The organism is Streptomyces sp. BK340 (genome assembly GCF_007827595.1).
GTDB lineage: Bacteria > Actinomycetota > Actinomycetes > Streptomycetales > Streptomycetaceae > Streptomyces.
In genome coordinates this window covers 191927-208413 of the sequence record NZ_VISR01000014.1, presented here as the reverse complement: position 1 = coordinate 208413, position 16487 = coordinate 191927, and the positions used below count along the sequence as shown (strand labels likewise).

General features: G+C 69.9%; 16 protein-coding genes and 1 pseudogene. 1 reads left to right on the top strand and 16 read right to left on the bottom strand.

All coding sequences use genetic code 11. The features are described 5' to 3' along the window. Positions 1 to 15: 15 nt before the first annotated feature. The 11 genes from FB157_RS24690 to FB157_RS24640 all read right to left on the bottom strand — a co-directional run bounded on the left by FB157_RS24690 (position 16) and on the right by FB157_RS24640 (position 11437). Positions 16 to 2868 (bottom strand): RNA helicase, encoded by a 2853-nt coding sequence (locus tag FB157_RS24690; RefSeq protein WP_145882806.1) that lies wholly within the window; start codon positions 2866 to 2868, stop codon positions 16 to 18. Between the two features lie 83 nt (positions 2869 to 2951). Continuing rightward, complete coding sequence (gene tatC, locus FB157_RS24685) at positions 2952 to 3902, bottom strand: twin-arginine translocase subunit TatC (RefSeq protein WP_145882805.1); 951 nt, start codon at positions 3900 to 3902, stop codon at positions 2952 to 2954. Positions 3903 to 3949: 47 nt separating this feature from the next. Further along, positions 3950 to 4228: a Sec-independent protein translocase subunit TatA gene (gene tatA, locus FB157_RS24680; protein WP_145882804.1), complete on the bottom strand. Its 279-nt coding sequence runs from the start codon at positions 4226 to 4228 to the stop codon at positions 3950 to 3952. A 257-nt stretch (positions 4229 to 4485) separates the two neighbouring features. Further along, entirely contained in the window at positions 4486 to 4680 is a 195-nt protein-coding gene (locus FB157_RS24675) for a hypothetical protein (protein WP_145882803.1), read from the bottom strand. A gap of 20 nt (positions 4681 to 4700) precedes the next feature. Beyond that, entirely contained in the window at positions 4701 to 4961 is a 261-nt protein-coding gene (locus FB157_RS24670; protein WP_145882846.1) for a hypothetical protein, read from the bottom strand. 29 nt (positions 4962 to 4990) lie between these two features. Beyond that, positions 4991 to 6031: a YafY family protein gene (locus tag FB157_RS24665; RefSeq protein WP_145882802.1), complete on the bottom strand. Its 1041-nt coding sequence runs from the start codon at positions 6029 to 6031 to the stop codon at positions 4991 to 4993. A gap of 19 nt (positions 6032 to 6050) precedes the next feature. Next, on the bottom strand, positions 6051 to 7049 hold the full coding sequence (locus FB157_RS24660) for a YafY family protein (protein WP_145882801.1): 999 nt from the start codon (positions 7047 to 7049) through the stop codon (positions 6051 to 6053). Between the two features lie 146 nt (positions 7050 to 7195). After that, positions 7196 to 7567 carry an FKBP-type peptidyl-prolyl cis-trans isomerase gene (locus FB157_RS24655; protein WP_145882800.1) on the bottom strand — a complete coding sequence of 124 codons (372 nt, stop codon included), beginning with the start codon at positions 7565 to 7567 and terminating at the stop codon, positions 7196 to 7198. 94 nt (positions 7568 to 7661) lie between these two features. Beyond that, the gene (locus FB157_RS24650; RefSeq protein WP_145882799.1) at positions 7662 to 8663 is read right to left on the bottom strand and encodes an FKBP-type peptidyl-prolyl cis-trans isomerase; all 1002 of its coding nucleotides are present in this window, start codon (positions 8661 to 8663) and stop codon (positions 7662 to 7664) included. A gap of 143 nt (positions 8664 to 8806) precedes the next feature. Further along, positions 8807 to 10168 (bottom strand): Pup--protein ligase, encoded by a 1362-nt coding sequence (gene pafA / locus FB157_RS24645; RefSeq protein WP_094216830.1) that lies wholly within the window; start codon positions 10166 to 10168, stop codon positions 8807 to 8809. Between the two features lie 9 nt (positions 10169 to 10177). Continuing rightward, positions 10178 to 11437 (bottom strand): MFS transporter, encoded by a 1260-nt coding sequence (locus tag FB157_RS24640; protein WP_145882798.1) that lies wholly within the window; start codon positions 11435 to 11437, stop codon positions 10178 to 10180. Positions 11438 to 11527: 90 nt separating this feature from the next. Between FB157_RS24640 and FB157_RS24635 the strand changes: the two genes are divergently transcribed. Next, positions 11528 to 12544, top strand: a complete 1017-nt coding sequence (locus FB157_RS24635; protein WP_145882797.1) for a LacI family DNA-binding transcriptional regulator — start codon at positions 11528 to 11530, stop codon at positions 12542 to 12544. 75 nt (positions 12545 to 12619) lie between these two features. On the opposite strand, the gene prcA is transcribed toward FB157_RS24635, so the two are convergent. From prcA to dop, 5 genes and pseudogenes are all read right to left on the bottom strand, one after another. After that, positions 12620 to 13369 carry a proteasome subunit alpha gene (prcA, locus tag FB157_RS24630; protein WP_145882796.1) on the bottom strand — a complete coding sequence of 250 codons (750 nt, stop codon included), beginning with the start codon at positions 13367 to 13369 and terminating at the stop codon, positions 12620 to 12622. A 61-nt stretch (positions 13370 to 13430) separates the two neighbouring features. Next, entirely contained in the window at positions 13431 to 14276 is an 846-nt protein-coding gene (prcB, locus tag FB157_RS24625; RefSeq protein ID WP_145882795.1) for a proteasome subunit beta, read from the bottom strand. Continuing rightward, positions 14228 to 14355: pseudogene (locus FB157_RS48660) on the bottom strand (endonuclease VII); the annotation flags it as partial. The pseudogene FB157_RS48660 and the gene prcB, both read right to left, overlap by 49 nt. Positions 14356 to 14478: 123 nt before the next feature. Continuing rightward, positions 14479 to 14697 (bottom strand): ubiquitin-like protein Pup, encoded by a 219-nt coding sequence (locus FB157_RS24615; protein WP_030608326.1) that lies wholly within the window; start codon positions 14695 to 14697, stop codon positions 14479 to 14481. Positions 14698 to 14895: 198 nt separating this feature from the next. After that, complete coding sequence (gene dop / locus FB157_RS24610; protein ID WP_385171168.1) at positions 14896 to 16407, bottom strand: depupylase/deamidase Dop; 1512 nt, start codon at positions 16405 to 16407, stop codon at positions 14896 to 14898. Between the last annotated feature and the right edge of the window lie 80 nt (positions 16408 to 16487).

Genomic DNA, 16487 nt, shown 5'->3' with positions numbered 1-16487 from the left:
CCCGCCAACGAAACATCACCCCACGGACGAGTAGGCGACAACGCCTCGCAGCAACTGATCAACAGCCTTACGCGCAGCCTTCGCCACAGTCGAGCCCTCCACAGGAGAAGCCGCCGAAATCTGCCCCAGCACGTCAATCACCTGCTTGCACCACCGCACGAAGTCACCCGCGGGCATCTCCGCCTCGCGCAGCACCTCGTCGAGCCCCGTCCCCGAGGCCCACATGTACGCGGCCCAGGCGAAGCCGAGGTCCGGCTCGCGCTGGCCGACACCCTCGGTCTGGGTGATCCGGAACTCCTCCTCCAGACCGTCCAGCCGGCCCCAGATCCGGACCATCTCGCTGAGCGCGGCCTTCGCCTTGCCGGAGGGCAGCTTGGGCGCCATGGCGTCGTCGCCGACCCGGGCCTCGTACACCAACGCCGAGACGCAGGCGGCGAGTTCGGCAGGGCTGAGACCCTCCCACACGCCCTCGCGCAGGCACTCGCTGGCCAGCAGGTCGAGTTCGCCGTAGAGCCGGGCGAGCCGCTTGCCGTGCTCGGTGACCTCGTCGCCGCGCAGGTAGTCCAGCTCGGTCAGCAGGGCGACGATCCGGTCGAAGGTCCGCGCGATGGTGTTCGTACGGCCCTCGATGCGCCGCTCCAGCTGCGAGGTGTCCCGCAGCAGCCGGTGGTACCGCTCGGCCCAACGGGCGTGGTCCTCGCGGTCGTTGCACCCGTGACACGGATGCGCCCGGATCTCCGTGCGCAGCCGGGCGATCTCGCGGTCGTCGGCGGCCTGCGAGCGCTTCTTGCGGGCCCGCTCCGCCGGGACGTGCCCGGCCTTGGTGCGCAGCGCGGAGGCCAGGTCCCGACGGGACTGCGGTGAGCGCGGGTTGAAGGACTTCGGGATCCGCATCCGGTCCAGCGGCTCGACCGGGACCGGGAAGTCCATCGACGCAAGCCGCTTGACCTGCCGTTCGGCGGTCAGCACCAGCGGGCGCGGGCCGTCGTGGTGGTCGAAGCCGCGGTGGCCGTTGGAACGCCCGGCGGGCAGGCCGGGGTCCAGCACCAGGGCCAGACCCGCGTACTTGCCCGTGGGGACGTGGATGATGTCGCCCGGCTTGAGCTTCTCCAGGGACACGGCCGCCTCGGCCCGCCGCTGGTTGGCGCCCTGCCGGGCCAGCTCGGTCTCGCGGTCCTTCAGTTCGCGGCGCAACCGCGCGTACTCCTCGAAGTCGCCGAGGTGGCAGGTCATGGAGGCCTTGTAGCCCTCCAGGCCCTCCTCGTTGCGCTGCACCTGCCGGGAGATGCCGACGACCGACTTGTCGGCCTGGAACTGCGCGAAGGAGGTCTCCAGCAGCTCGCGCGAGCGGTGCCGGCCGAACTGCTCGACCAGGTTGACCGCCATGTTGTACGACGGCTTGAAGCTGGAGCGCAGCGGATACGTACGGGTGCCCGCCAGTCCGGCGAGGTGCTCGGGGCTCATCCCGCGCTGCCACAGCACCACGGCATGACCCTCGACGTCGATGCCACGCCGGCCCGCACGCCCCGTCAGCTGGGTGTACTCACCGGGCGTGATGTCGGCGTGCTGCTCGCCGTTCCACTTGACGAGCTTCTCCAGGACCACCGAGCGGGCGGGCATGTTGATGCCGAGGGCGAGGGTTTCGGTGGCGAACACGGCCTTGACCAGGCCGCGCACGAACAGCTCCTCGACGACCTCCTTGAAGGTCGGCAGCATGCCCGCGTGATGGGCGGCGATGCCCCGCTCCAGGCCCTCCAGCCACTCGTAGTAGCCGAGGACGTGCAGGTCCTCGGACGGGATCGCGGCGGTGCGCTCCTCGACCAGCGCGCGCACCTGCTCCCGCGCCTCCTCGTCGTTGAGCCGCAGGCCCGCGAACAGGCACTGCTGGACGGCGGCCTCGCAGGCGGCGCGGCTGAAGATGAAGGTGATCGCGGGCAGCAGGCCCTCCGAGTCGAGGCGTTCGATGACCTCGGGCCGGCCCGGCGTCCACACGCGCGAGCGCTGTCTGCGCTCCCGCTCGCGGTCGGCCTCGCGCATCGCGCGGCCGCGCCGGCGGTCCTGGTACGACGGCCGGGTCGACTCCATGCGGGCGAGGCGGACGAGGTCGGGGTTGACGGCCTTCTTGTTGCCCTCGCCCTCCTCGAACAGGTCGTACGTCCGGCGCCCGGCGAGCACGTGCTGGAACAGCGGCACGGGCCGGTGCTCGGAGACGATCACCTCGGTGTCACCACGGACGGTGTCCAGCCAGTCACCGAACTCCTCGGCGTTGGACACGGTCGCCGACAGCGACACCAGGGTCACCGACTCGGGCAGGTGGATGATCACCTCCTCCCAGACGGCACCCCGGAAGCGGTCGGAGAGGTAGTGCACCTCGTCCATGACCACGTAGCCGAGGCCGAGGAGGGTCTGTGAGCCGGCGTACAGCATGTTCCGCAGCACCTCGGTGGTCATCACGACCACCGGGGCGTCGGAGTTGACGCTGTTGTCGCCGGTGAGCAGGCCGACCTTGTCCGCGCCGTAGCGGCGGCACAGGTCGGCGTACTTCTGGTTCGACAGCGCCTTGATGGGTGTCGTGTAGAAGCATTTCTTGCCCTGCAGCAGGGCGAGGTGGACGGCGAACTCGCCCACGATCGTCTTGCCCGAGCCGGTGGGGGCGGCCACCAGCACGCCCTTCCCCTCTTCGAGGGCCTGGCAGGCCTCGATCTGGAAGGGGTCGAGGCCGAAGTCGTACATCTCGCGGAAGGACGCGAGCGCGGTGGCCTGCTCGGCTGCCCGCCTCCGGGCTGCCGCGTACCGCTCGGCCGGTGAGAGATCCTCTGTCATCGTGCTTTCGAGCGTACCGGGCGGCACTGACAACAGGACGATCATTATCCCGAACGTGCGTTGATCGACAAAGCGCGGTGCCCCCGTCCTCGGGGACGGGGGCACCGCGCTTTCGGCTCGGTGGACGCTCAGGTGACGTCGTCGTAACCGTTGACCCGGTCGGCGCCTGCCTGCTCGGGCACGGTCCGGCTGGCCGGGACGGGCTCGACGTCGCCGATGTCCTCGGGCGTGAGGTCCAGGTCGGAGGCCTCGTCGTCGGCCGGACCCGCGGCCTCCCGGCGGCGCTTGCGCTTGTCGTTCATCAGCGAGAAGGCGACCGCCGCGAAGTACAGCACCCAGATCGGTCCGGCGAGCGCCAGCATCGACAGCGGGTCGGTGCTCGGCGTGGCCACGGCCGCGAAGACCGTGATGCCGAGGATCATGCCGCGCCACCAGCCGAGCATGCGCTGGCCGCTGAGCACCCCGGTGAGGTTGAGCATGATCAGCAGCAGTGGCAGCTCGAAGGAGAGGCCGAAGACGATCACCATGCGCGTGACCAGCTGGAGCAGGTCGTCCAGGGGCAGGAAGTTCCTGATGGCACCGTTCGGCGTGAAGTCGATCAGCACCTTCGCCGTGGTGGGCAGCACCTTGTACGCGAAGAAGGCGCCGGCGAAGAACAGCGGGGCGCCGGTGAACACGAAGGCGTAGGCGTACTTCTTCTCGTGCCGGTGCAGACCCGGCGCGACGAACGCCCACAGCTGGTAGAGCCAGATCGGCGACGCGAGCACGACACCCGCCATCAGCGACACCTGGAGGGCCAGCGTGAACGGGGCGAGGAGACCGTTGATCGTGATCTCCGCGCACTGGGTCTTGCCGCTGGACTTCGCCAGCTCCTCGAACGTCTGCGGGCAACCGATCGAGTCGAGGATGGGCCTCGTCAGGAAGTTGATGATGTCGTTGTAGAAGAAGGCGGCGACGATCGTCACCACGACGATGGCCAGCATGGCCTTCGCGAGCCGGTTGCGGAGCTCACGAAGGTGATCCGCGAGAGGCATCCGCCCCTCGGGATCCTTCTCCTGCTTGCGGGCAGACTTGAGCAACCCACGTCCTCATCTCGTGCGGCAGGCCGGAGGGTTCCGGCGCTGGGTCAGCGCTGGGTGGTGTCCGTCGGCTCGTTGACCGGCCGCGAGCTGGTCACGTCGCCGGGGGCCGCCTGGATGGTGCGCTGGGCCGCGGGCTGCTCGTTGGAAGCGGGAGCCTGGGCGGAGGCGTTGCCCTCCTCCTTCATCGCCTTGGCTTCGCTCTTCAGGATGCGCGCGGACTTGCCGAGCGAGCGGGCCATGTCCGGAAGCTTCTTCGCGCCGAACAGCAGCACGATGACGACGAGGATGAGAATGATCTCGGGGGCTCCGAGCCTTCCGAACATAAGTCTTTACCTTCTCACCGAGGCGACTGGATGGGGTGCTGTCCGACCAGTCGGACATGTGCCCGATGGTCGTGCTGACAGCGATCGTAACGCTCAGGGGTGAACGTCAGGCAATCCCCGTGCGTACTCCCGGTCCGCGGTACGCGCCTCGCTCTTCGCACCGCGATCAGAGCGTACCTGTCCCGGCACTCAGCATGACAGGGCGAAGTGGCCCAAAGCGCATCCCGTGAGCGACTCACAGGTCCCGGGAGTGTCGCTCACAGCGCGTCCACTGCGCGGGCCGCGCCGGCCGCCGCCCGCTCCAGGTCCTCGGCCGCCCTGTTGATACGGCGTGCGGAGGCCGAGACCTGCTCCCCGAGACGCCGCGCCTCCAGGAAGACCCGGACGGCGAGCACCCCCAGGACGGCGAGACCCAGGAAACCCACGGCTACCGCGAACATCGGCCAGAACATGACGTCGAGCCTAGACGGTCCTACACGGTGGAGTGCAGCCGCAGGGTCCTGACGCCGCCGCCGGTGAGCAGCTCGACGATGCGCTCCCCGGCCGGCTTGCGCACCGAGGAGCCGCAGTCGGGGCAGACGAAGGAGTAGAACGTCGTCCGGCTCGTGGCGCCGATGGCGAGGCGCAGGGCGCTCGCGGCGAGCTCGAAGCGGCCCCGGCAGTCCGGGCAGCCGGCCTTGAACATCACGGGGACCACTCTCTTCATCCCGGCGAAAGCGGCCGCCACCGTCATTTCACCGGCACCGGACCCCGGAGACTCGTTCAAAGCCCTCGCTCCTGCCTGTCGTCCTGCCCGTCGCGAACACCGTGCGCCGCCGCCGGCGGTGTGTCGTACGCCGCCAGGGCCTCGCGGGCCGCCGTGCGGGCGCTTTCGGCCAGCTCGGGCGGCGAGACGATCCTGCCGTCGCGGCCGAGGCGCAGGGCCAGCCGGCGCAGGGAGGCCGGATCGGGGGTGCGCAGAGTAATACGCAGCCCGCCGTCGGGAAGCTCATCGGCGCTGTCGTGCGGGTAGTACTCGGCCACCCAGCGGCCGCCGGGACCGACCTCGATCACGACCTCCGGATCCTCGGCGGCCGGCTGCACCAGTGCCTCGGAGAGGTCCCGCAGCTCGATCTCCGGCGGCGCCGAGGGCTCGTCGAGGATCTTGATCTCGGCCACCCGGTCGAGCCGGAAGGTGCGCCGGGCCTCGGAGCGGCGGCACCAGGCCTCCACATAGGTGTGGCCGACGCTGACCAGGCGGATGGGGTCGATCTCGCGCTCGGTGACCTCGTCACGGGCGGGTGAGTAGTAGCGGATCCACAGCCGGCGGCGCTCCGAGATCGCCCGGTCGACGTCGGCGAAGACGCCGCCCTCGGACTCGAAGGTCACCGAGAGACGGGAGCTGGCACCGGCGGCCTCTCCGGCCGCCGTCTCCACCTTGGCCGTCGCCCGCAGCAGGGCCTGGCGGTCGCCCTCCCGCAGACCGGGCAGGGTCGACACCGCGCGGGCGGCCACCAGCAGGGCCGTGGCCTCGTCGGCGGCGAGCCGCAGCGGCTCGGCCGCCTCCTCGCCGAGCGCGGCCGCGTTGTGCCACCAGATGCGCTCGCCGTCGGTGTCGATGTCCAGCAGGTCGCCGCCACGGAAGCTGGTGCCGCACATGGGCAGCAGATCGAGGTCGGAGACCAGCTCGTCCTCGGTGATGCCGAAGGCGCGCGCGACGTCCGCGATCCGGGCGCCGGGGCGCTCCCTCAGGTAGGTGACCAGCGAAAGCATCCGCCGGGTCTGGTCGATGGCGTTCACGGGCCTGGCCGGTTTGCCTGCCATGGTTATGCTCCGCTCCCCCTCAGCCCTTGGCCACGGCACGCAGCCGGTCCACCACGTCGGCCCGCAGCTCGGCAGGCTCCACGACGATCACGTCCGGCCCGAACTCCACCAGCCAGGCGTCCAGGCCGTGCCCGTACGGAATCTCCAACTCGTCCCAGCCGTCACCGAGTTCCCGGACCTCGGTGGCTTTCGCCCGAAGGGGGTAACCGGCGCCGGAACGCAGCCTTATCAGCGCCGACCGGTCGGCGATCTCGCCGGCCCAGCCCGCGACGGTCTCGCGCACGGTGACGACGTCCGGAACGGGCGCGGTGAAGCCGGTGCCCCGCGAGCGCACCCGGCCGGTGATCCGGGAGAGCCGGAAGACGCGCTCGGCTCCGCGGTCGCGGTCCCAGCCGGCCAGGTACCAGTGGCCGCGCCAGCACTCCAGCGCCCACGGCTCGACGTGCCGGGGCTCGGGGTGGGCGGCGGAGGCCTTGCGGTAGTCGAAGACGACCGGGCGGCGGTCGCGGCAGGCGAGCATCAGCGGCTCGAACGCGGCCTCGTGCACCGGGATGCGCGGCTCCAGGGCACCGTGGGCCTCGTACGGGTCGACGTCCTCCGGCAGCCCGGCCGCGCGCAGCTTCTGCAGGGCGCCGCTGGCCGCTCCGGCCAGGCGGGCCTGCTGCCAGACCTTGGCGGCGAGACCGAGGGCGGCGGCCTCCTCGGCGTCCAGGGTGATGGGGGGCAGACGGTTGCTGTCGCGACGGGCGAGGTAGCCGACCTCTCCGTCGATGTTCTCGACGGTCTCGATGACCAGGCCCAGCTCGCGCAGGTCGTCCTTGTCCCGCTCGAACATCCGGTTGAAGGAGTCGTCCGAGCCGGCCGCGCTCTTTTCCGGCCGGCCGGCCGCCTTCTCCGGCCTGGAGGTCTCGACGTAGGCCTCGATGGAGTCGCGAAGCTCCCGCTTGCTGAGCGGCCGCCGTGTCCCGAGCAGACACAGCGCGAGGTTCATCAGCCGCTCTGCTTTGGCAATGGCCATCGACGCCCTTCGCCTTCCTGTGGTGCTTACGGACGACGACCGTACCGCTCAGAAGTGGCCTGGCAAAGCCGAGGGCCCATGCCCGGACAGGCATGGGCCCCAGCCGGTCGGGTCCGGTCGGATCCCGAAAACAGGCCGTACGACGATCAGACCGCGATCAGGTCCACGACGAAGATCAGCGTCTCGCCGGGCTTGATCGCCGGGGTCGGGCTCTGGTCGCCGTAGGCGAGGTGCGCCGGGATGGTCAGCTGGCGGCGGCCGCCGACCTTCATGCCCTGCACGCCGCGGTCCCAGCCCTGGATGACCCGGCCGCCACCCAGCGGGAAGCGGAACGGCGTGCCGCGGTTCCAGCTGGCGTCGAACTCCTCGCCCGTGCTGAAGGCAACACCCACGTAGTGGACGGTGACGTTCTGGCCCGCCTCCGCGACGGCGCCGTCACCCTCCCAGATGTCCTTGATCTCGAGGTCCGCCGGGGGCTCGCCGCCCGGGAAGTCGATCTCGGGCTTGTCGATGCTCACGTCTAAAGCTCCTGCTTGTGTACGACACGAAACACGGACAGTCTTTCATCCCCGCTGGTCTGGCGCCTGCCATCTCCACCACGGCGCGGCACGGCTACATCGCGGCCAGGATGTCCACCGAGAACACCAGCGTGGAGCCCTTCTTGACGGCACCGCCGCTCGGCGGGTTGTCGCCGTAACCCAGCTCCGGCGGGACGACGACGAGGACCCTGCTCCCCACCTTCTTGCCGGTCAGTCCCTCGGCCAGGCCCTTGACGGCCTGCTGCATCTGCTCGAGCGAGAACTGGCTGAGCCGCCCGGAGCCGTACGTCTGCTGGAACGTCTTGCCGCCGTCCCAGACCACTGCCTTGAACTGGCACAGGACCGTCTGGTTCGCCTTGATCTCGTCGCCGTCGCCCTGCAGGACGTAGGTCGACACCAGCTTCTTGGGCGGCGCGGACTTCGGGACGGTGATCTCGGGCGCCTTGCCGTCGGTGTTGGTGCCGACCTTGGGCAGGGCGGCGTCGGTCTGCGGGACCGGCTTGCCCTGGGCGGAGCTCTTGGAGTTGAACGAGTCCATCAGGTCGATGACGAAGACCAGGGTGTCGGTGCCCTTGATGCCCGCCTGCGGGTTGCCCGACTTGCCGTAGCCCAGCTCCGGCGGGACGGCCAGCTCGATCCGGCTGCCCACCTTCTTGCCCGCGATCGCGTACCGCCAGCCGTCGATGATGCTGCCCTGGGCGAGCTGGATGACCAACGGGCGGTTGCGGTCGTAGGAGTTGTCGAAGACCTTGGCGGTGCTCCAGATCTGGCCCAGGTAGTTCGCCTGGATGAAGTCGTTCTCCGCGATCGTGCGGCCGCTGCCCGGGATGACGGTCTTGACGGCGAGGTTCTTCGAGGGCTCGCCCGGCCCCTTGGCGACCGTGGGCTTCTCGCCGAACTTCGTGCCCGCCGTGATCGCCGGCAGCGGCCCCTCCACGATCTTGGGCGGGGGCGTGGAGGCCGAGGGCGACGGTGACGCACTGGCCTTGCTGGATTCGGACTTGTCGTCGCCGCACGCGGCGAGCGTGACCAGTCCTGCGGGTACAGCGGCGAGGAGGAGGGAGCGTCGGCGCACGGAGATGCCTCGTAATCGGTCGATCTTGTGGATTGGCGTGCGCGCAACTCTACGACGCGAGAAGGGCGCCGTACGGTAAACGTACGACGCCCGTGTGGCGTTCCGGCATTTCAGTGCGGAAACGCTTGACTCACGTGCCTTTGTCACATTCCGGCGATGAGCTTCTCCACCCGGTCGTCCACCGAACGGAACGGGTCCTTGCACAACACGGTGCGCTGTGCCTGGTCGTTGAGCTTCAGGTGCACCCAGTCGACCGTGAAGTCCCGGCGCTGCTCCTGTGCCCTGCGGATGAAGTCGCCGCGCAGCCGTGCCCGAGTGGTCTGCGGAGGGACCGACTTGCCCTCGAAGATCTTCAAGTCGTTGCAGATCCGGGCGGCTTGGCCCCTCTTCTCCAGCAGGTAGTACAGACCACGACGGCGGTGGATGTCGTGGTAGGCGAGGTCTATCTGGGCGACCCTCGGGTGGGACATGGTCATGTTGTGCTTGGCCCGGTACCGCTCGATGAGCTTGTACTTCATGACCCAGTCGATCTCGGTGCCGATACGGTCGAGCTCCTCGGTCTCGATCGCGTCGAGGGTACGGCCCCACAGCTCCAGGACCTGCGCGACGGTGCCGGTGCGGATGCCCCGGCGGTCGCAGAAGTCCACGGCCTTGTCGAAGTACTCGCGCTGCACCTCCAGCGCGGAGGCCTCCCGGCCGCTGGCCAGGCGCACCTTGCGCCGGCCGGTGATGTCGTGGCTGACCTCGCGGATCGCCCGGATCGGGTTCTCCAGGGTGAGGTCGCGCATCACGGTGCCCGCCTCGATCATGCGCAGCACCAGGTCGGTGGCGCCGACCTTGAGCAGCATGGTCGTCTCGGACATGTTCGAGTCGCCCACGATGACGTGCAGGCGGCGGTAGCGCTCGGCGTCCGCGTGCGGTTCGTCGCGGGTGTTGATGATGGGCCGGGAGCGGGTCGTCGCCGAGGAGACGCCCTCCCAGATGTGCTCCGCCCGCTGGCTGACGCAGTAGACGGCGCCGCGCGGGGTCTGCAGGACCTTGCCCGCGCCGCACAGCAGCTGCCTGGTCACCAGGAAGGGGATGAGGATGTCCGCGAGCCGGGAGAACTCCCCGTGCCGTGCCACCAGATAGTTCTCGTGGCAGCCGTAGGAGTTGCCCGCCGAGTCGGTGTTGTTCTTGAAGAGGTAGACGTCGCCCGCGATTCCCTCCTCGTGCAGGCGTCGTTCCGCGTCCACCAGGAGTCCTTCGAGAATGCGCTCGCCGGCCTTGTCGTGGGTGACCAGTTCGGTCACGTTGTCACATTCGGGTGTCGCGTATTCCGGATGTGACCCCACGTCGAGATAGAGCCGGGCGCCGTTTCGCAGAAAGACATTGCTGCTGCGGCCCCATGACACGACACGGCGGAAGAGGTACCGCGCCACCTCGTCAGGAGACAGGCGCCGCTGTCCCCTGAACGTGCACGTGACGCCGTACTCGTTCTCCAGCCCGAAAATGCGGCGGTCCATGACTGAACATTACGCCCGATCCCCTGAGCTGAAACGGGGTTCGGCAGCACGATTTGGATCATTTTCCGATGAAGCCGCAACAACCCCGCTCCGCGCGGGAGCTGCGAGGACCCCTCCGGTGGCCAGCAGGACCAGCAGGGACACGGCTCCCGCGACGCTCGGGAGGGCGAATCCCCACAGCGCGCCACCGGCCTGGACCACCGGGCCCGCCAGCCCCGTTCCGACCGAGGCACCCACGGTGAACGTCGTCACGAGCCAGGAGAACGCCTCGGTGACGGTTCCGCTCGGCGCGTGCCGGTCGACGATGATGAACGCGCAGGCGATGCAGGGTGCCAGGAACACGCCGGAGACCACGGTGAGCAGCACCATGCCGACGGCGCCCGGCATCAGCATCAGAGGCAGGTAACACACCGCCAGAAGCGCCACCAGGATCCGCAGTCGTCGCTCGGGCGTGCCGCTCCACCGGCGCGCGCCGTAGACGGTGCCGCCGACGAGGGCCCCCAGGCCGAGCGCGGCCATCAGCCAGCCGTAGACGGCGTCACCGCCGTGGTCGTCCGCGTACGGCACCGAGGCCACGGTGATGGAGCCGAGCGCGATGCCGACGAACAGGAAGGCGCCGAGCAGTACGAGCAGGCCGGGCGAGCGCAGGGCGCCGAGCCAGTGCGCCTCGCGCGGGGCCGAGCGCCACGCGCGCGAGGGCGGCGAGGCGACCACCGAGAGGGCTCCGAGGACGCCGACGACGTTGAGCACCAGCAGGGCCGCACACTCCGACCACAGGGACACGCACAGGGTCACCAGCAGCGGGCCGACGGTGAACATGACTTCCTGGGCGACGGCGTCCATGGCGTACGCGGTGTGCACCTGCTCCTCGCGGCGCAGTACGGAGGGCCACAGGGCACGCAGACCGCCCTCCAGGGGCGGCGTGAAGAGGCCGGCGGCCGCGACGGCGGCGTACGCGAGGGGCAGCGGGTCGGTGCCGGAGAAGGCGAAGGCCGTCATGGCGAGGGCGGAGAGGACGGCGGCGGGCAGCTGGACGCGCGGCTGGCCGTACAGGTCCACGAGGCGGCCCAGCACCGGCTGTCCCACCGCGTTGGCGACGCCGTACACGGCCGCGAGAGCGCCCGCCAGGCTGTACGTGCCGCCCTCGCCGCGGACGAAGAGCACCAGGGCGATCGCGGCGGTCGCGTTGGGCAGCCGGCCCACCAGGGTGCCGGTCAGCAGACGGGCCGCGTGCCTCTGCTTCAGGATCTCCAGGTATCCCGCGGCCATGTCCCGCCTCCAAGTGTTACGTATAACGTCGCCACTCATACGTACCATGTGCGCTGTTCACACGTCCACATGAAGGAGCAGGCCCCCGCCGTGGCACGCAGCAGTACGCGCCCGACCAGCCGTGACGTCGCACAGGCGGCCGGGGTCTCCCAGGCGGCCGTCTCGCTCGTCCTGGGCGACAAGTGGCGCGGCCGGGTCTCCGAGGCCACCGCCGAGCGGGTCCGCCAGGCCGCGCGCGAGCTGGGTTACCGGCCCAACCTGGCCGCCCGCAACCTGCGTCTGGGCCGCACCCGCACGGTGCTGCTCGTGGTGCCGGCGCTGACCACCGAGTTCTTCGCCGGTGTCTACACGGGCGCGGCCCGGGTGGCCGCCCGGCACGGCTTCGGCGTCGTGCTGTACCCCTCCCCCGAGGGCATCGGCCCGGCCCGCGACCCCTTCGCCTCCGCCCAGGCCGCCCTGGACGGCGTCATCGCCTCCTCGATGGCGGCCGACGCGCTCACCGCCATCCGCGGCGACCAGCTCCCGCTGGTCATGCTCGACAGCGACCCCACGGGCAGCCTGGGCGCGGCGACCGTGAACCTGGACATCGCCGACGGCGTCCGGCAGGTCGCCGAGCACCTGCTGGCCCTCGGCCACCGCCGCGTCCTGCACCTGGCCGCCGACGTGCCCTCCTGGACGTTCGAGATGCGCGCGCGGGAGCTGGCGGCGCGCCTGGCCGCGGTGCCGGGGACGGAGATCCGTACGGCCCCCGCGCCGATCTCCATCGAGGGCGCCCTGGCGGCCGCCGAGGCCGCGTTCACCGCGCCCGGCCCCCGGCCGACGGCGGTGGTCTGCGACGACGACAAGCTGGCGGCCGGTGCCTACAAGGCCCTGCGCCGCCTGGGTCTGCGCGTGCCGGACGACGTCTCGGTGACCGGACTGGACGACCTGGCCCTGGCCACGGCCCTCGACCCCGAGCTGACGACGGTGCGACTGGACGCCGAGCTGTTCGGGGAACGCGGGATGGAGGCCCTGCTGGCGGTCCTGGAGGGCCGGGAGCCCGAGCGCGGGGACATTCCGGTGGAACTGGTCGTCCGGGGGTCCACGGCGCCGCCTCGCGCGTCCTGAACGCCGTGTGCCCCGGCCGGAGGACCGGCCGGGGCACACGGGAGCGGGATGCGGACGGGGCTGCTCCTCGGAGCCCTACTCCTCGGAGCTCTCCTCCTCGGAGCTCTCGGCCTCGGTGGCCGCGCCGTTCTCCTCCAGGAGGCGGGCGAGCTGGCGGCCGACGATGCGCTTGAACTTGCGGGTCTGGGGGCGGGTGCGGTCCAGCACGGCGACCTCCAGGCGCTCGGCGGGGATCTCCCGCTGGCTGCCGTTCGACTCGCGGGACAGGGCCTGCACGGCCAGCTTCAGCGCCTCGGCCAGGGTCATGCCGTCCTGGTGGCGCTGGTCCAGGTAGTTGCTGATCAGCTCCGCGTTGCCACCGACCGCGACCGAGCCGTGCTCGTCGACGATCGAGCCGTCGTGCGGCAGCCGGTAGATCTGGTCGCCGTCCGGGGTGTTCCCGACCTCTGCGACGACCAGCTCCACCTCGTACGGCTTCTCGGCGGCGCTGGAGAAGATCGTGCCGAGGGTCTGGGCGTAGACGTTGGCGAGACCGCGGGCGGTCACGTCGTCCCGGTCGTAGGTGTAACCGCGCAGGTCGGCGTAGCGGACGCCGCCGATGCGGAGGTTCTCGTACTCGTTGTACTTGCCGGCGGCCGCGAAGCCGATCCGGTCGTAGATCTCGCTGAACTTGTGCAGCGCGCGGGACGGGTTCTCGCCGACGAAGACGATGCCGTCGGCGTACTGCAGCACGACCAGGCTGCGGCCGCGGGCGATGCCCTTGCGGGCGTACTCGGCCCGGTCGGCCATGGCCTGCTGGGGTGAGACATAGAACGGCGTCGACACCGGTTATCCGTCCCTTTCTGTCTTGATCACTGGATCACCTTGATAAGAACCGGGCCCGCGCTCAGAGCAGGGCGGCCTTGGGACCGTCGGGCTCCTCCAGGCGGCGTTGGAGCACCGCACGGGAGAGCTCGGAGGCCTCGTCCTCGGAGAGCCGGCGGAAGCCGTCCTCGGTGATCACGGTGATGATCGGGTAGATCCGGCGGGCGACATCGGGGCCACCGGTCGCCGAGTCGTCGTCTGCCGCGTCGTACAGGGCCTGGACCACGAGGGTCGCGGCCTGCTCCTCGGTCAGGTCGTTACGGAAGAGCTTCTTCATGGCACCCCGCGCGAAGATCGAGCCGGAGCCCGTCGCGGCGAAGTTGTGCTCCTCGGAGCGGCCGCCCGTGACGTCGTAGGAGAAGATGCGCCCCCTCTCCCGGTCCAGGTCGAACCCGGCGAACAGGGGCACCACGGCCAGGCCCTGCATGGCCATGCCGAGGTTGGAACGGATCATGGTCGACAGCCGGTTCGCCTTGCCCTCCAGCGACAGCTGGGCGCCCTCGACCTTCTCGAAGTGCTCCAGCTCCAGCTGGAAGAGCTTGACCATCTCGACGGCGAGACCGGCGGTGCCGGCGATGCCGACGGCCGAGTACTCGTCCGCCGGGAACACCTTCTCGATGTCCCGCTGGGCGATCACGTTGCCCATGGTGGCGCGGCGGTCACCGGCCAGCACCACACCGCCGGGGAACGTGACGGCCACGATGGTCGTGCCGTGCGGCGCCTCGATCACCCCCTGGGTGGGCGGCAGCTGCCGCTTGCCGGGCAGCAGCTCCGGCTGGTGCTCGGCGAGGAAGTCCATGAACGAAGAAGAGCCTGGCGTCAGGAAGGCAGCTGGTAGACGCCCGGTGCCACGAGTATTGGCTTCCACAAGTTTCCTTCCAAGTAAGCGGTATGTCACGGACCTTACCCGGCTCGTGACGGTGATCCACATGCTCGGCCGGAGCCGATCCCCAGAACGAAGACTGCTCGCGGGCCGGACTCCTCCGGCCGCGAGCAGCGCTTCGTCGTCCACTCATCGGCCACTCACGACTCCCGCACCCTCGAACCTTTGATTCGAAGGTAAGGTCGGTCTACTGCCCGCCCTTTTGCACGAAGGAACGCACGAAGTCCTCTGCGTTCTCCTCCAGTACGTCGTCGATCTCGTCCAGGACGGAGTCCACGTCGTCGCTCAGCTTCTCGTGCCGCTCCTTGAGGTCCTCGGAAGCCTGCGCGTCCTGCGCCTGCTCCTCGACCTCCTCGGTGGAGCGCGTGGCCTTCTGCTGACCGCCGCCGGTGTCCTTGGTTGCCATATCCCTCACCCCGCTCAGTTCGCCCGACATGGTCGACGGGTCGGCATTCCTGCCGATCGGTGATGATCAGACCCTACAAGCCGGGTCCGACATCGGCCCCGCAGTTTCGACAACGTGCGGGGGCCACCTCGATGATTCCCGGGCGGCGGGATTTCCACCCTGCCCGCCCGGGCCGGTACGTGTACCGGCCGGCCGCGGTCAGCCGCCTGACAGGACCTTGACCAGGTCTTCCGCCGTGCGGCAGCGGTCCAGCAGCTCCTTGACGTGATTTCGCGTTCCGCGAAGCGGTTCGAGGGTTGGAACGCGCTGGAGGGAGTCCCGGCCGGGCAGGTCGAAGATGACCGAGTCCCAGGAGGCCGCGGCCACGTCGTCCGCGTACTGCTCCAGACAGCGGCCGCGGAAGTACGCGCGCGTGTCCTCCGGCGGCTTGCTACGGGCCCTGTCGACCTCGGACTCGTCCAGCAGCCGCTTCATGCGCCCGCGGGCGGCCAGACGGTTGTAGAGGCCCTTCTCGGCGCGTACGTCGGCGTACTGCAGGTCGACCAGGTGCAGCCGGGCGGCGTCCCAGTCGAGGCCGTCACGACGGCGGTAGCCCTCCATCAGCTCCCGCTTGGCGACCCAGTCCAGCTCGCCGGCCAGGCTCATCGGGTCGTTCTCCAGCCGGTTGAGCGTGTCCTCCCAGCGGGAGAGCACGTCCTTGGTCTGCTCGTCGGCGTCCGCTCCGAAGCGCTCCTCCACGTACTTGCGGGACAGCTCGAAGTACTCCATCTGCAACTGGACCGCGGTCAGTGTCCGGCCGCTGCGGAGGGTGACCACACGCTTGAGGGACGGATCGTGGGAGACCTGGTGGAGCGTGCGCACGGGCTGGTCCACCGCGAGGTCGACCGCGATGAAGCCGTCCTCGATCATGGACAGGACCAGGGCGGTCGTGCCCAGCTTGAGATAGGTGGAGATCTCGGAGAGGTTGGCGTCGCCGATGATCACGTGCAGGCGGCGGTACTTCTCCGCGTCCGCGTGGGGCTCGTCCCGGGTGTTGATGATCGGGCGCTTGAGGGTGGTCTCCAGGCCCACCTCGACCTCGAAGTAGTCCGCGCGCTGACTGAGCTGGAAGCCGTGCTCGTGCCCGTCCTGACCGATGCCGACGCGGCCCGCTCCGGCGAAGACCTGACGGGAGACGAAGAAGGGCGTGAGGTGGCGCACGATGTCCGAGAAGGGGGTCTCCCGCTTCATCAGGTAGTTCTCGTGCGTGCCGTAGGAGGCGCCCTTGTTGTCGGTGTTGTTCTTGTAGAGGTGGATCTGCTGGGCGCCGGGCAGCTGGGCGGCCCGCTCGGCGGCCTCGGCCATGATCCGCTCACCGGCCTTGTCCCAGAGGACGGCGTCGCGGGGATTGGTCACCTCGGGGGCGCTGTACTCGGGGTGGGCATGGTCCACGTACAGGCGCGCGCCGTTGGTGAGGATCACGTTGGCGAGGCCGATGTCCTCGTCGGTGAGCTGGCTGGCGTCGGCGGCCTCCCGGGCGAGGTCGAAGCCTCGCGCGTCCCGCAGCGGGTTCTCCTCCTCGAAGTCCCAGCGGGCCCGGCGGGCCCGGTGCATCGCCGCCGCGTAGGCGTTGACGATCTGGGACGAGGTGAGCATGGCATTGGCGTTCGGGTGGCCGGGGACGGAGATCCCGTACTCCGTCTCGATGCCCATTACTCGCCGTACGGTCATGCGGCCCTCCTTGCCCGGCGGCACCCTCGGTCGTGGGCGCCGCTCAAGTACCGCTGGAGCTCCGGTGCGTGTGCGGTGCC